This is a genomic window from Streptomyces sp. SM11 (assembly GCF_002910905.1).
Classification (GTDB): domain Bacteria; phylum Actinomycetota; class Actinomycetes; order Streptomycetales; family Streptomycetaceae; genus Streptomyces.
This window is the reverse complement of record NZ_NEUE01000276.1, coordinates 1-13,445: the sequence shown is the minus strand read 5'-3', so window position 1 is coordinate 13,445 and position 13,445 is coordinate 1. Positions and strand designations below refer to the sequence as shown.

Annotated in this window: 11 protein-coding genes and 2 pseudogenes; 10 read left to right on the top strand and 3 right to left on the bottom strand. The window is 71.7% G+C overall.

What is annotated here, in order from left to right; all coding sequences use genetic code 11:
* Nucleotides 1-155: 155 nt before the first annotated feature.
* The 3 genes from B9S58_RS29980 to B9S58_RS29970 are packed head-to-tail and all read left to right on the top strand — an operon-like array spanning nucleotide 156 to nucleotide 2,573.
* Nucleotides 156-389, top strand: coding sequence for an acyl carrier protein (locus B9S58_RS29980; protein WP_103535090.1), 234 nt, complete (start codon nucleotides 156-158; stop codon nucleotides 387-389).
* A complete protein-coding gene (locus B9S58_RS29975) occupies nucleotides 386-1,651 on the top strand; it encodes a beta-ketoacyl synthase (protein WP_103535089.1) in 1,266 nt (421 codons plus the stop codon). The genes B9S58_RS29980 and B9S58_RS29975 overlap by 4 nt, the downstream gene beginning before the upstream one ends.
* A 22-nt stretch (nucleotides 1,652-1,673) precedes the next feature.
* On the top strand, nucleotides 1,674-2,573 hold the full coding sequence (locus B9S58_RS29970) for an alpha/beta fold hydrolase (RefSeq protein WP_103535088.1): 900 nt from the start codon (nucleotides 1,674-1,676) through the stop codon (nucleotides 2,571-2,573).
* A gap of 30 nt (nucleotides 2,574-2,603) precedes the next feature.
* On the opposite strand, the gene B9S58_RS29965 is transcribed toward B9S58_RS29970, so the two are convergent.
* Both B9S58_RS29965 and B9S58_RS29960 read right to left on the bottom strand, forming a co-directional pair.
* Nucleotides 2,604-5,021: an endonuclease/exonuclease/phosphatase family protein gene (locus B9S58_RS29965; protein WP_103535087.1), complete on the bottom strand. Its 2,418-nt coding sequence runs from the start codon at nucleotides 5,019-5,021 to the stop codon at nucleotides 2,604-2,606.
* 210 nt (nucleotides 5,022-5,231) lie between these two features.
* Nucleotides 5,232-6,214 (bottom strand): annotated as a pseudogene (locus B9S58_RS29960) (glycoside hydrolase family 5 protein).
* 230 nt (nucleotides 6,215-6,444) lie between these two features.
* Between B9S58_RS29960 and B9S58_RS29955 the strand changes: the two are divergent.
* The 3 genes from B9S58_RS29955 to B9S58_RS29945 all read left to right on the top strand — a co-directional run bounded on the left by B9S58_RS29955 (nucleotide 6,445) and on the right by B9S58_RS29945 (nucleotide 9,253).
* Nucleotides 6,445-7,944: an MFS transporter gene (locus B9S58_RS29955; protein ID WP_103535086.1), complete on the top strand. Its 1,500-nt coding sequence runs from the start codon at nucleotides 6,445-6,447 to the stop codon at nucleotides 7,942-7,944.
* Nucleotides 7,941-8,945 carry a glutathione S-transferase family protein gene (locus B9S58_RS29950; RefSeq protein ID WP_103535085.1) on the top strand — a complete coding sequence of 335 codons (1,005 nt, stop codon included), beginning with the start codon at nucleotides 7,941-7,943 and terminating at the stop codon, nucleotides 8,943-8,945. The genes B9S58_RS29955 and B9S58_RS29950 overlap by 4 nt, the downstream gene beginning before the upstream one ends.
* A gap of 71 nt (nucleotides 8,946-9,016) precedes the next feature.
* Complete coding sequence (locus B9S58_RS29945) at nucleotides 9,017-9,253, top strand: hypothetical protein (protein WP_258045134.1); 237 nt, start codon at nucleotides 9,017-9,019, stop codon at nucleotides 9,251-9,253.
* 124 nt (nucleotides 9,254-9,377) lie between these two features.
* On the opposite strand, the gene B9S58_RS29940 is transcribed toward B9S58_RS29945, so the two are convergent.
* Nucleotides 9,378-10,220, bottom strand: a complete 843-nt coding sequence (locus tag B9S58_RS29940; RefSeq protein ID WP_103535084.1) for a response regulator transcription factor — start codon at nucleotides 10,218-10,220, stop codon at nucleotides 9,378-9,380.
* Between the two features lie 130 nt (nucleotides 10,221-10,350).
* Between B9S58_RS29940 and B9S58_RS29935 the strand changes: the two genes are divergently transcribed.
* From B9S58_RS29935 to B9S58_RS29925, 4 genes and pseudogenes are all read left to right on the top strand, one after another.
* On the top strand, nucleotides 10,351-12,045 hold the full coding sequence (locus tag B9S58_RS29935; protein ID WP_103535083.1) for an AMP-binding protein: 1,695 nt from the start codon (nucleotides 10,351-10,353) through the stop codon (nucleotides 12,043-12,045).
* A pseudogene (locus tag B9S58_RS29930) lies at nucleotides 12,042-12,446 on the top strand (AMP-binding protein); the annotation flags it as partial. The gene B9S58_RS29935 and the pseudogene B9S58_RS29930, both read left to right, overlap by 4 nt.
* Before the next feature lie 62 nt (nucleotides 12,447-12,508).
* Complete coding sequence (locus B9S58_RS39610) at nucleotides 12,509-12,634, top strand: hypothetical protein (RefSeq protein ID WP_258045133.1); 126 nt, start codon at nucleotides 12,509-12,511, stop codon at nucleotides 12,632-12,634.
* 17 nt (nucleotides 12,635-12,651) lie between these two features.
* Nucleotides 12,652-13,445 (top strand): DDE-type integrase/transposase/recombinase (locus B9S58_RS29925; protein ID WP_103535082.1); only part of this gene is annotated, 794 nt, incomplete at its 3' end.

Here is a 13,445-nt window from a genome sequence, read left to right as displayed (position 1 = left end):
GGGGAACGCGGACCGGCAACCCGCCCGCGAAGGCGTATAAAGGGTCCTTCCGGAGCAGCCGGCGTCCCCCGATGGCCCCTACCCCTACCCCTACCCCTACCCCCACCTCCCCTCACGCGGCCGGCGTCACCGCGTCACCGATCCCAGGAGCGCCAATGAGCACTTCGGAAGAGATCAGCGCCCTGCTGGTAGCGAAGTTCGGAACCGACCCCGGGGCCATCCGCCCGGATGTCCCGCTGCACCGGCTGCGGCTGGACTCCCTCGCACTGGAGGAGCTTCGGCTGCTCATCGAGGACCGGCTGGACGTGGACCTGGAGGACGTCGCGCTCACCTCGCGCGACACCGTCGGCCGCCTCGTCCAGGCCGTCCACGGGAAGGTCTCCGCATGAGCGCGGCCACCGCACCGCACTACCGCCGGGCGCCGCTCGCCCCGTTCGCCGCCGCCGTCACCGGTGTCGGCCTGGTCACCGCGGCCGGTACGGGAGCGGACGCCGCCTGGCACGGTGTCACCGAGGGCCTCATGCCGTCCGCCGCCTCCCGGACCGAACTGGACGGCCTGCCCTGCGACTTCTTCTACTCCGTCACCGACTGCGACCCGGGGGTCGTCCTCGGAGTGGCCGCCCAGCGGCTGATGGACCGCTTCTCCCAGCTCGCCGTCATCGCCGCCCGCGAGGCCGTCGCCGACGCCGGGCTGGACCCGTCGGTCTGGGACAGCGGCCGCGTCGGCATCGTCATCGGCTCCGCCCACGGCGGGCTGCCCTTCTACGACGAGCAGCACGCGGCCCTCGCCGGGCGCGGCCCCCGCCGGGTCTCCCCGAAGCTCGCCCCGCTCAGCGTCGTCAACGGCGCGGCCAGCAGCGTCAGTCTGGACCTCGGCGTCCACGGGCCCAGCCAGGCCGTCTCCACCGCATGCTCCTCCGGCACGGTCGCCATCGGCACCGCCCACCAGATGCTCCGCTCCGGAGCCTGCGACATCGTCATCGCGGGCGGCGCCGAATCCACCTGCACCCGCCTCCTGATCGCCAGCGCCTGCAGTCTCAAGGCCGTCTCCACCCGCCGCGAGGACCCTGCGGCCGCCTGCCGCCCCTTCGACACCCACCGCGACGGCTTCGTCGTCGGCGAGGGCGCCGGGCTGCTCGTCCTGGAACACCCGGACCACGCCCGCGCCCGGGGCGCTGCCGTCCGCGCCCACGTGAGCGGTTACGGAGCCTCCAGCGACGCCCACTCCGCCGTCGCCCCGGACCCCGAGGGGCTCGGCATCGAACGCGCCCTGCGCACCGCGCTCGCCGACGCGGGCCTCGCCGCGGCCGACGTCGGGCACGTCAACGCGCACGGCACCTCGACGCTCTCCAACGACCTGGTCGAGGCGACGATGCTCCGCCGGGTCCTCGGCGAGAGCCCCCTGGTGACCTCCACCAAGGCGATGACCGGCCACACCCTCGGCGCGGCGGGCGGCATCGAGACCGCGCTCACCGTGCTCGCCCTCCAGCACCAACTGGTGCCGCCCACCGTCAACCTGGACACACCCGATCCGCAGATCCCGATCGACGTGGTGGCCAAGGAAGCCCGCGGCGCCTCCTTCGAATGCGCCGTCAAGACCTCGCTCGGCTTCGGCGGCCACAACGCGGCACTCGTCCTCACCAGGGCCTGAGCGGAAGGGAACGCAGGAGTACATGCCCGAGGAGATCATCCGGCCCCTGTCGGTCGACGGAGTGCGCTACAGCTACCGCGTCCTGCCACACTCCTGCCCCGGCGGGGTCCCCGCCACCGACCCGGCGCTCATTCTCGGCGGTGCGCTCCAGGGCATGTTCGGCTGGCCCCAGATGGACGACCACCTGGGGCCGGCATCCGACGTCGTCACCGCCGACCTGCCCGGCATGGGCAGTGCCGACCCGCTCCCGCCAGGACCCAGTGCCGATCTGCTGCGCCGGGCCGTCCTCGGCATCGCCGACGACCTCGGCGCCCCCCGGCTCAACGTCTTCGGCTTCTCCTACGGCACCGCCATCGCCTTCGGCTTCGCTCGCCGCCACCGGGAGCGGGTGGGGCGCCTGGCCCTCGGCGGCGTCCCGGTCCACATCGACGACGCCCAGGCCGCCTGCTGGGAGCGGGCCAGGCAGCAGCTGGCCGCCGGGGACCGCGAGGGGTTCGCCGCGACGGCGGCCGACGCGCTGATGTGTCTGGATCCCGAACGTCAGGTACACCGCAGGGAGTTGGCCCGCCGCTATGTCCGGCGCTCCTTCCTGCACGCGCTCACCCACTCGCCGCACGCGGCGGACTCCCTCTACCGGGCGCTGGCCGACCGGCCCGACTTCTCCGGCGGTCTCACCGGCGTACCGGCGCTGGTCTTCGCCGGGGAGCACGACACGGTGACGTCGCCCGCGCGCCAGCGGGAGTTCGCCGCGACGATCGAGGGCAGCCGGTTCCTGACGGTCGAGGAGTCCGACCACTGGGTGGTCCTGGAGCGGGCCGACGAGGTGGCCTCGCTGGTCTCCCGGTTCTTCACCGGGCGGGAGCCGGCGGCCGGCGCGTTCACGCTGCCGCGCCAGGTTGGCGCCCCAGTGGGCCGGACCTGAACGCCCGGTCCGGCCCACCGTGTCACGGTCTCAGTGCCCGTGACCGTGCCGGCCATTGACCTTGATCCGCACCACCTGCGGGTCGTGGTCGCTCGCCTGGTCGGCGAACTCGGCGTTGATGTGCACCACGTCGTAGTCGAAGCGCCGGATGCCGGGGCTCGTCAGGATGTGGTCCAGCGTCTGCGAGTTGCCGTCGTACACATAGCTGTACCGCTCCGAGGCGGGCAGTGTCGTGATCAGCGGCCTGAGAACCCCGCCCTTGGTCAGCGTCTTCATCGTCGGGGAGAACTCGAAGTCGTTGATGTCCCCGAGCGTGATGACCCGCGCGAACCTGTCCGCCTTCAGCAGGTCGGCGGTGAAGGCGTTGACCTCGGCGGCCTGCTGGATCCGATCCGCCTCCGAGGACCGTGTCGGTTCCTGGTAGCGGCCGTGCAGCGGCTGGTCGCCGCCCTTGGACGCGAAGTGGTTGCCGATGACGAAGACCGGCCTGCCCCGGAAGACGAACTCGCCCACCAGAGGCTTGCGGCTGTTGTCCCACGCCGGGCTCGTCGGGTTGATCCGCCCCGGGGACGCGGAGAGCTTCACGCCCCTCCAGGTGTCCACGGCCCGCACCGGCGTGGTGGCGTCGCCACCCGGCCGGTCGGTGAAGGAGACCCGCTTCGGGTTGAACAGGAAGACGTTACGGATGTTGCCGCCGGGCTGACCGCCGTCCTTGTTGTTCTCGGGGGCGATGTAGCGCCAGGCGTAGCGCGGCCCGCCCTGCGCGACGATCGCGTCCGTGAACCGCTTCAGCGTGGCCTCGGAACCCGTCGTGCCGTCGTTCACCGGACCGTTGTCGTCCTGGATCTCCTCCAGCGAGACGATGTCGGGGGAGGAGAGGTTGACCGCGACGCCCTCGGCCAGGGTGTCGAACTTGCCCTGGTCGTCCAGGGCGTCGAGGTTCTCCACGTTGTACGTGGCCACGGCGAGCTCGTTCCGCTTCTGCTTGCGGGTCACCTCGCGCCGCAGCTTCTTGTCGACGAGCGTGCCCAGCTCGGTGGCCTGCACGTTGTAGCCGCCGTACGAGGCGTAGTCGAGCACACCGGTGGTGCGGCCCTTCAGCACGTCGCCGACGTTCGCGGTCGGCACCGGACGCGCCGGGTCCAGCGACATCACCTTGAGCCGGCCGGTGTTCTGGTCCTCGTACGAGGCGTAGACCGTGCCGCCGCGCCGGTTGCGGTTCTCCCAGGGCTTCACGGTCACCCAGATCTCGTCGTACGCGGTCGTCGCCCCGGTCACCCGGGTGTCGGCGATCTCGACCCGGGAGCCCTCCAGCGCCTCGTACAGGTCCAGGGCGTACCGGGACGGGTCCAGGGGCAGCGCGTCGATCGTCCCGCCGTCCGCCGACGGCACATAACGGCCGGGCACCGAACGGGAGTCCAGGACCACCGGGGCGGGCAGCGCGTTGCCGGACGACAGCACCGTGGTGCGGGGCGCGGTGAGCTGGGTGTTCGACTGGGTGCTGGTTCCGGGGCGGTACTCGCCGACCTTGCCACTGACCAGGACGGAGTCCCCGACCGCCACGGACGGTGCGGCGGAGCCCGTGTAGACGAACAGGCCCTCGCTGGTGCGCGGGTCGTTGTCGGGCGCGGTGTCCTGGATCCAGAAACCGCGCGAGCCACTGCTCCGTACGCCGGTGACGACGCCCGGGACCCCGTCCACCGTCGTGCCGTCGAGCGGGGAGAGGCGGGTGGTGCCCTGGATGTCGTGGATCCGTACGTCGCCCGGCTCGGTGGGGCCGGGCTCCTCCGGCTCCTGACCGCCGCCGGACGTCTCGCCCTTCGTGTTGACCGGGGTCGGGGCTCCCGCGGCGAGATCGGCGGCGTTGTCGTCGGTGTCGGCGAGCGAGACGGCCCGCGCACCGGACGCGGTGGCCGAGGCGCCGGGCACCGGGCCGCTGCCCTCCCGGACGACCGCGGAACCGTAACCGACCAGATCGACGATCCGGGTGTCCGCCGCACAGTCCGCCGCCGACTTGCAGGTGAGCGGGTCCGTCCCGGAGACCAGGGCGACGGTGCCGCTGCCCGCCGCCATGGGGATCGTGCCGGTGGCGTCGGCGGTGGGCAGCGCGACCGTTCCGCCGTTGCCCATGGCCTGGGCGACCAGGTAGCGGCCGCCGGGCGCGATCGACCCGGACAGCTCGGAGACCTGCCACCGCGAGCCGGCCGACGGGCTGCCCGGCAGGTACTGGACGCTGAGGCCGCCGGCCTCGAAGGGCGCGGAGCCGGCGTTGGCCAGCTCGACGAAGTCCCGGGTCAGTGTCGCGCCGGAGTTGCCCCCGCCGCCGTACACCTCGGAGATGACGGCGGTGGCGGACGGAGCCGCTTGGGCGGCGGGAAGGGCCGTCACCGCGAGCGTGACGGCGACGGCGCCGGTCAGCAGGACGGAACCGGATCTGAGTATCTGCACGGGAGGTGCCCCCAACTGAGTAGTAGGGGCAAAAACTATGCGCGTAGAACGGACATGACAAGGTATCGGAGGTTAATTCCGCGCGTACCCCGGGTGCGAACCCCTGGCGCGAATCCCGGGCGGGTGCCCGGTGGGTCCGGGAGAGGCAGCACCGGGCACGTCGCGACAGAGTCCGCCCCGTCCGGTCGGCGGCGGCCGGCGTGGAAGGGATCACTGGCGGATGCGGTCGCGGATCCAGACCCCGGCCTCCTTCAGGACCCCGGTTCCCGTCCAGTTGCTCCCGCTGCAGGTGCCGGTCTTGAAGACGGCGCCGGAACGGTGGTCGTCGGAGTAGTTCCAGTTGGTCCAGGAGATCTTCTTGCGCTTCATCAGGTCGAGGTAGCGCTGCGACATGCTGAAGTCGTTGGCACCCTCGCCCGAGTAGTTCTGCGTGCCGAACTCGGTGACGAACACGGGCAGTCTGTCGGAGGCCCGGTCGAGCGTGCGCAGGTACTCCTCGCGGTGCGAGGCCGCGTAGAAGTGGAAGGTGTACATGATGTTCGAGGCGCGGACGGGGTTGTTCACGACCTCCGACTCGTTGGAGCCCTCGGACACCCCGAACGAGGGCCAGGCGCGCGTCCCGACCAGGACCACCGCGTCGGGGTCCTGGGCGCGGATCACCGGGATGATCCGTTCGGCGTACGACTTGATGCCCGACCAGCTCACCCCGAGGGCTCGTTGGCGATCTCGTAGAGCACACCCGGGTGGTTCTTGTACTTCTTCGCCATCGCCGTGAAGAAGGTCTTCGCCCGTGACAGGTTCGCGTTCGGGTCGCCCGGGGAGAGCATGTGCCAGTCGATCACCGCGTACATGCCGCGCGCGTGCGCCGCGTCGACGAACTTCTGTGCACGGGCGGTGAATCCGGCCTGGTCGGTCTCGTACCCGCCCTCCTGAACGTAGGTGGAGACGCGCAGCACGTCGGCGCGCCAGTCCTGGGCCAGGGCGTCGAGCGAGCCGCCGGTGACGCACTGGGCGTACCACTGGGTGCCGTGCGTGCTCATCCCGTTGAGGGCTACCGCCCGGCCGGAGGAGTTGCAGAGCTGACGGCCGCAGACGGAGAGCTGGCCGTTGGCGGCGAGCGGGGTGGCGGCGGTGGGGGATGCGGGGGCCGGTGCGGCTCCTGAGAGTGAAGGTTCCTTCCAATTGTCGTCCACGGTGTTGGGAAACTCTCCTGTCCATCAACGCGCGGCGGAGGGGCCCGCCGACGCCTTTCCCCCGCACGCCCCTCGCTTCCGACTCCGGTCCGCTTCTCCACAGCCATGCGGCAACGGGTACTCCCGGCTGCCCCGGACCCGCCGTGCCGGCTCCGGCCCGGCGGATCCGGGCCACCGGCGCGGACGCGTCCCGCGTGAGGAACCAGCCGGAGCGATCTAAGGTGCGAACCATGGCACGGAGTGCGGCGAACCCCGGGCCGACCGGGTGCGACGCCGCCCCCGGCGGCCCCGATCCCCGGCGTTGGCGGGCACTCGCCGTCTGCCTGGTGGCGGGCTTCATGACTCTGCTGGACGTCTCCATCGTCAATGTGGCCCTCCCCTCCATCCGGGAGGGCCTGAACACCTCCGAGTCCGACCTCCAGTGGGTGATCTCCGGCTACGCCCTCGCCTTCGGCCTCCTCCTCATCCCCGCCGGACGCCTGGGCGACGCGCGGGGCCGCCGGGTGGTCTTCATGGTGGGGCTCGCCCTCTTCACGCTGGCCTCCGCCGCCTGCGGGGCCGCACAGTCCAGCAGGTGGCTGGTGGCCGCCCGGCTGGTGCAGGGCATCGCGGGCGGCCTGATCTCCCCGCAGATCTCCGCCCTGATCCAGCAGATGTTCTCCGGGCGCGAGCGCGGCCGGGCCTTCGGCATGTTCGGCACCGTCGTAGGCATCTCCACGGCCGTGGGCCCGCTGCTCGGCGGTCTGCTCATCCAGGCCGCCGGGCCGGACCACGGCTGGCGCTGGGTCTTCTACGTCAACCTCCCGCTCGGCGCCGGCTGCCTCCTGCTCGCCCACCGGCTGCTCCCCGACACCCCCTCCGCCGGCCGGGTGAGGCCGCGCGACCTGGACCCGGTGGGCGTCGCCCTGCTCGGCGCCGGAATGCTGGCCCTGCTACTGCCGTTCGTCCAGGCCCAGCAGTGGCCCGGCAACGCCAAGTGGCTCCTGCTCGTCCTGGCCGGGGCCCTCCTCATCGCGTTCGTGGCCTGGGAGTCGCGGTGCACGGGCGGACGCACCCACCCCGTCCTGGACCTGTCGCTGTTCCGGCTGCGGTCCTACTGGCTGGGCTGCCTGCTGATCCTGCTCTACTTCGCCGGGTTCACCTCGATCTTCTTCGTCACGACCCTCTACCTCCAGTCCGGCCTGGGCTACTCCGCCCTCCAGGCCGGACTCGCCATCACCCCGTTCGCCCTCGGCTCCGGCGCCGCCGCGTCCATCGGCGGCCGGCTCGTCGGCCGCTTCGGCCGCCCGCTGGTGGTGGCGGGCCTGGTCATGGTCGCCCTCGGCCTCGCGGGCACCGCCCTCGCCGCCCAGCTGGCCCCCGGCGACAGGGCGGGCTGGGCCATGGCCGCCCCGCTGCTCCTCGCCGGTCTCGGCAGCGGTCTGGTCATCGCCCCGAACCAGACACTGACCCTCGCGGAGGTCCCGGTGCACCGGGCCGGAAGCGCCGGGGGCACCTTGCAGACCGGGCAGCGGGTGGGCTCCGCGATCGGGATCGCCGCCGTCGGCGCGGTGTTCTTCGCACGGGTCGGCCCGGACGGCTGGGCCGACGCCTACGACCACGGGCTCATCGTGTCCGTCGCCTTCGTGCTGGCCGCGCTGATCGTGGCGCTGGCCGAGGTCGGAGCCGACCGACGGGGCAGACGACGTACCGCGGACCGATCCACCGACGCATCGAGGAGCGCGGCATGAGCGACACGACAGCAGACGGCGCCGGAAGCGACGGCAACACCTCCTACGGCCACAAGCCGTTCAAGCGGTCCCGGAGCCACTTCGCCGACCGGATCACCGCGGACGGCCGGGACGGCTGGCCCGTCGAGCCCGGCCGTTACCGGCTCGTCGTCAGCCGAGCCTGCCCCTGGGCGAGCCGCGCCCTGGTCTCCCGGCGGCTCCTCGGCCTGGAGGACGCGCTCCCTCTCGCCGTCGCCGACCCGATCCAGGACGACCGCAGCTGGCGCTTCACCCTCGACCCGGGCGGCAAGGACCCGGTGCTCGGCATCCGCCATCTGAGCGAGGCCTACGACGCCCGGGAGCGCGACTATCCCGGCGGCGTCAGCGTGCCCGCGATCGTGGACGTACCGAGCGGGAAGCTGGTCACCAACGACTACCAGCGGATCACCCTCGACCTCGCCACCGAGTGGACCGCCCTGCACCGGCCCGGCGCCCCCGACCTCTACCCCGAACCGCTGCGCGCGGAGATCGACGAGGTCATGGAGGGCATCTACCGGGACGTCAACAACGGCGTCTACCGAGCGGGGTTCGCCAGCACCCAGGAGGAGTACGAGGAGGCGTACGCGGCCCTGTTCCGCCGCCTCGACCTGGTATCCGCCCGCCTCGCCGACCGCCGCTACCTGGTCGGCGGCACCATCACCGAGGCCGACATCCGCCTCTTCACCACCCTGGTCCGCTTCGACGCCGTCTACCACGGCCACTTCAAGTGCAACCGTACGAAGCTGACCGAGGACCCCGTCCTGTGGGCGTACGTCCGCGACCTCTACCAGACGCCCGGATTCGGCGACACGGTCGACTTCGACCACATCAAGCGGCACTACTACCAGGTGCACACCGGCATCAACCCGACCGGCATCGTCCCCGTCGGCCCCGACCTCTCCGGCTGGACCACCCCGCACCAGCGTGAACAGCTCGGCGGCCGCCCCTTCGGAGACGGCACACCTCCGGCGGCAACCTTCTGAGCCTCGGCGGCGACAAGGAGCCGTTCGGCCGCACCGGACGACTCCCCGACCGAGCGAAGGAACCACCTCACGTGAGCACCGGCAGAGGACGACACCGCAGGACGCGTACGCTCCAGGCCGCCGTGGTCGTAGCCGTGACCGCAGGCCTCGCGGGCGTCTGGCCGACCAGCACGCCGGACGACGCGCGTGCCGCCGGCACCGTCGTCGTCTCCACCACGCCGGAGCTGGAAAACGCGTTCGCGAACGCCGGTCCCGGCACCACCATCCAGCTGCGCGGCGGCACGTACCGTCCGGCCCCGCCTCGGTGATGGACTCCGTCGATCAGCACGGGCCCCTACGCCTGGTTTCCGGAGCCCAGCCCGCGACGAGCGCACGGAGACCACCGAGGAGGCGGACTGGGTACATCACGGATCACGGGCTGCGGATCGCAGTTCAGGGCAGCAGCCCCGCCCGGCGGGCCGCCACCACCGCCTCCAGCCTCGTGTGCGCCCCCAACTTCCGCATCGCGGAGCGCAGATACCCCTTCACCGTCTCGGGCCGCAGCCCCAGCCGCTCGGCCGCCGCCGCGTTCGTCGCACCCGCCGCCACACACGCCACCACGTCCACCTCGCGCGGCGCGAGGCGGACCTCCCGCGCCGCGGGCATCCTGGTCCCCGACGCCGAGGCCAGCCGCCCGCAGACGGCCAGGAGCTCGTCGCGCAGCGCCGGATCGACGACCCTCGGGACCAGTGCGCGCAGTTCGCGGTGGGCCTCGCGCACATCCTCCCAGGCGCCGGGCGCCGTGTCCGGATCGCACACCTGCTCCCGGCCCGCCGCCAGCAACTGCCGCACCTCGTCCCGTACCGCGAGGGACTGCTCCACATCACGTGCCGCCGCCACCACCGCGTCGAACGTCCGGTCGCCGAGTGTGACGGGCGTGCGCAGCGCCCCGTACAGCACGCCCCGCACCGCACGCCGTACGACGACGGGTACCGCGACCACCGAACGCAGCCCCTCCGCCGCCACCGCCGCGTCGTACTCGTGGCTGATGTGGCGCGAGGAGGCGTAGTCCGTCACCGCGCAGGGCCGGGACAGCGCGATGGCCTTGCCGCCCAGGCCGCTCCAGGCGGAGACGACCAGACCCCGCAGCGCGCTGGTCTGCGCCCCGTTCAGCTCGGCGATCCGCGCATGGCGGGCGTCGGACAACAGGCCGCCGAACACCACGGGAAGCCCGCTCGTGCGGCGCAGCCTCAACAGCGCTGACTGCAGCTCGACCGCATCGACCGGTTCCGGCACTCCGACGCCCTTCCACCCGGCCCGTGCGCCTCCCCCGGACGGGGGAGAGGGCCACCCCCGTCCGGGGGTGGTGAGACCTGGGTCACTGTTTACATGATGTTAAGCGACCGGTCCGTAATGAGGAGGGCACATGTCGGCAACCAGCGCGACCGAGACGTTCCGGGCTGCCCGGGACTTTCTGCTGGAACACCGCGAGGACTACGAAACCGCGTACGCGGGCTTCCGCTGGCCCCGGACGGACCACTTCAACTGGGCGTTGGACTGGTTCGACGTCATCGCCGAGGACAACGACCGCACCGCGCTGCACATCGTGGAGGAGGACGGGCGGCGCACCGAGGTGTCCTTCGCGGCGATGTCCGAACGCTCCGACCGGGCCGCCAACTGGCTGAAGGCGCAGGGCGTACGGGAGGGCGACCGCATCCTCGTGATGCTCGGCAACCAGGTCGAGCTGTGGGAGACCGCCCTCGCCGCGATGAAGCTGCGCGCCGTCGTCATCCCCGCCACCCCGCTGCTCGGCCCCGTCGACCTGCGCGACCGGGTGGAGCGCGGCCGGGTGCGCCATGTGCTCGTGCGGGCCGCGGACACCGCGAAGTTCGACGAGGTCCCCGGGGACTACACCCGGATCGCGGTGGGCGACGAGGTGGCGGGCTGGCTGCCGTACGGGGAAGTGGCCAAGGCGCCGTCCGCGTTCACGCCCGGCCGGGAGACGGACGCGGACGAGCCGCTGATGCTCTACTTCACCTCCGGTACCACCGCCAGCCCCAAGCTGGTCGAGCACACCCATGTGTCCTATCCCGTGGGCCACTTGTCGACGATGTACTGGATCGGGCTCAGGCCGGGCGACGTGCATCTGAACATCTCCTCGCCCGGCTGGGCCAAGCACGCCTGGTCGAACCTCTTCGCCCCGTGGACCGCCGAGGCCACCGTCTTCATCTTCAACTACACCCGCTTCGACGCGGGCCGCCTGATGGCCGAGATGGACCGCTCGGGCATCACGAGTTTCTGCGCCCCGCCCACCGTCTGGCGGATGCTCATCCAGGCGGACCTGAGTCAGTTGAAGGTCCCGCCCCGCGAGGTCGTCGCGGCGGGGGAGCCGTTGAACCCGGAGGTCATCGAGACGGTCCGGCGGGAGTGGGGCGTCACCATCCGGGACGGCTTCGGCCAGACGGAGACCGCCGTCCAGGTCGCCAACACCCCTGGCCAGCTCCTCAAGACCGGCTCCATGGGCCGCCCGAGCCCCGGCTTCACCGTCGAACTGCTCGACCCGGTCACCGGCCTGCCCGGGGTGGCCGAGGGGGAGATCTCCCTGGACCTTGCAGGCCGCCCCGTCGGCCTGATGACCGGCTACCACGGCGACCCGGACCGCACCGCCGAGGCGATGGCCGGCGGCTACTACCGCACCGGGGACATCGGCGCACGCGACGCGGACGGCTACATCACCTATGTGGGCCGCGCCGACGACGTGTTCAAGGCCTCCGACTACAAGATCTCGCCGTTCGAGCTGGAGAGCGCCCTGCTGGAGCACGAGGCGGTCGCCGAGGCCGCCGTCGTGCCCGCCCCCGACCCGCTCCGCCTCGCCGTCCCGAAGGCGTACGTCGTGCTCGCGGAGGGCTGGGAACCGGGGCCGGACACCGCGAAGATCCTCTTCGAGCACTCCCGGGCGGTCCTCGCCCCGTACAAACGCATCCGCAGGCTGGAGTTCGCGGACCTGCCCAAGACCGTCTCGGGCAAGATTCGCCGCATCGAGCTCCGCGAACGTACCGCCCGGGGCACCGGCACCGGCACCGGCACCGGCACCGAGTTCGACGAGGGAGACCTGAAATGAGCGAGCCGGCACACGAGAAGCTGTCCTACGCGCACGGCATCGGCGACACCGAGCTGCTCGGCGACACCATCGGCCGCAACCTCGACCGGGCGGTCGCCGCGCACGGCGACCGGGTCGGAATCTGGGCGGTCAACTGCCCCGAGTGGGTGCTCGTGCAGTACGCCACGGCCCGGATCGGGGCCGTGATGGTCACCATCAACCCGGCCTACCGCGCCCACGAGGTGGAGTTCGTCCTCAATCAGGCCGGCATCTCCCTGCTGGTCGCCTCCCTCTCCCACCGCACCAGCGACTACCGCGCCCTCGTCGACCAGGTCCGCGCCGACTGCCCGGACCTTCGCGCCGTCCACTACATCGGCGACCCGTCCTGGGACGAGCTGACCGCAGCCGCGCCCGCCGTCACCCGGAGAAGCTGGTCGACAAGCGCATCAGCCCGGCGAGGCCGAAGAAGCCGGCAGCCGAGGCGGTGAACGAGAAGCTGCGCCGCCAGGTCGAGCGCCTGGAGAAGGAACTTGCCCGTAGCAAGGCCGCGCTGGAAGTTATGGGAAAAGCTTCCGCGCTGTTGGAGATGATCTCCGAGGGCGCGGACTGATCGCTGCCGCCGACCCGGTGGCCGACGACGCGTTCACCGGTGTCGAAGACGTGCTGGGCATCAGCACCGCATGCTGGCTGACCGGCCGCTCCCGGGCCACCCACTACCGCCGGCTGCGGCCCCCACCAGAGCGAAAGCCCAGGAGACCACAGGTCCAGCCCTCGGCTCTCACCCCCGAGGAACGGGCGGCGGTACTGGAGCTGATGAACAGCGCCGAGCACGCCGAACTTCCTCCCGCGCAGATCTGGGCCCGCGAGCTGGATGCCGGGCGCTACCACTGCTCCGTCTCCACGATGTACCGGATCCTGCGCGAGAAGGGACAGACGGGCGAGCGACGCCGCCAGGCCACCCACCCGGCGAAGTCGGTGCCCGAACTGGTCGCCACCGGGCCCTCGCAGGTATTCACCTGGGACATCACCAAGGCGGCCGGACCGGTCAAGGGCGTCTGGTACCACGCCTACGTCATCATCGACATCTTCAGCCGCTACATCGTCGGCCACACCGTCGAGGCCGCCGAATCATCGGCGCGGGCCCAGGAGTTGATCCGGGAGACCATCCTGCGCAACGGCATCGTGCCCGAGACCGTGCACGCCGACCGCGGCACCTCGATGACCTCCAAGAAGGTCTCGCAGCTGCTGATCGACCTCGGCGTCACCCGGTCACACTCGCGGCCGAAGACCTCCAACGACAACCCCTACAGCGAGGCCCACTTCAAGACCACGAAGTACATGTCCGACTGCCCCGAACGCTTCGACTCGCTGGCCCACGCCCGCGAGTGGTTCGACGCGTTCATCGCGTACTACAACCACGA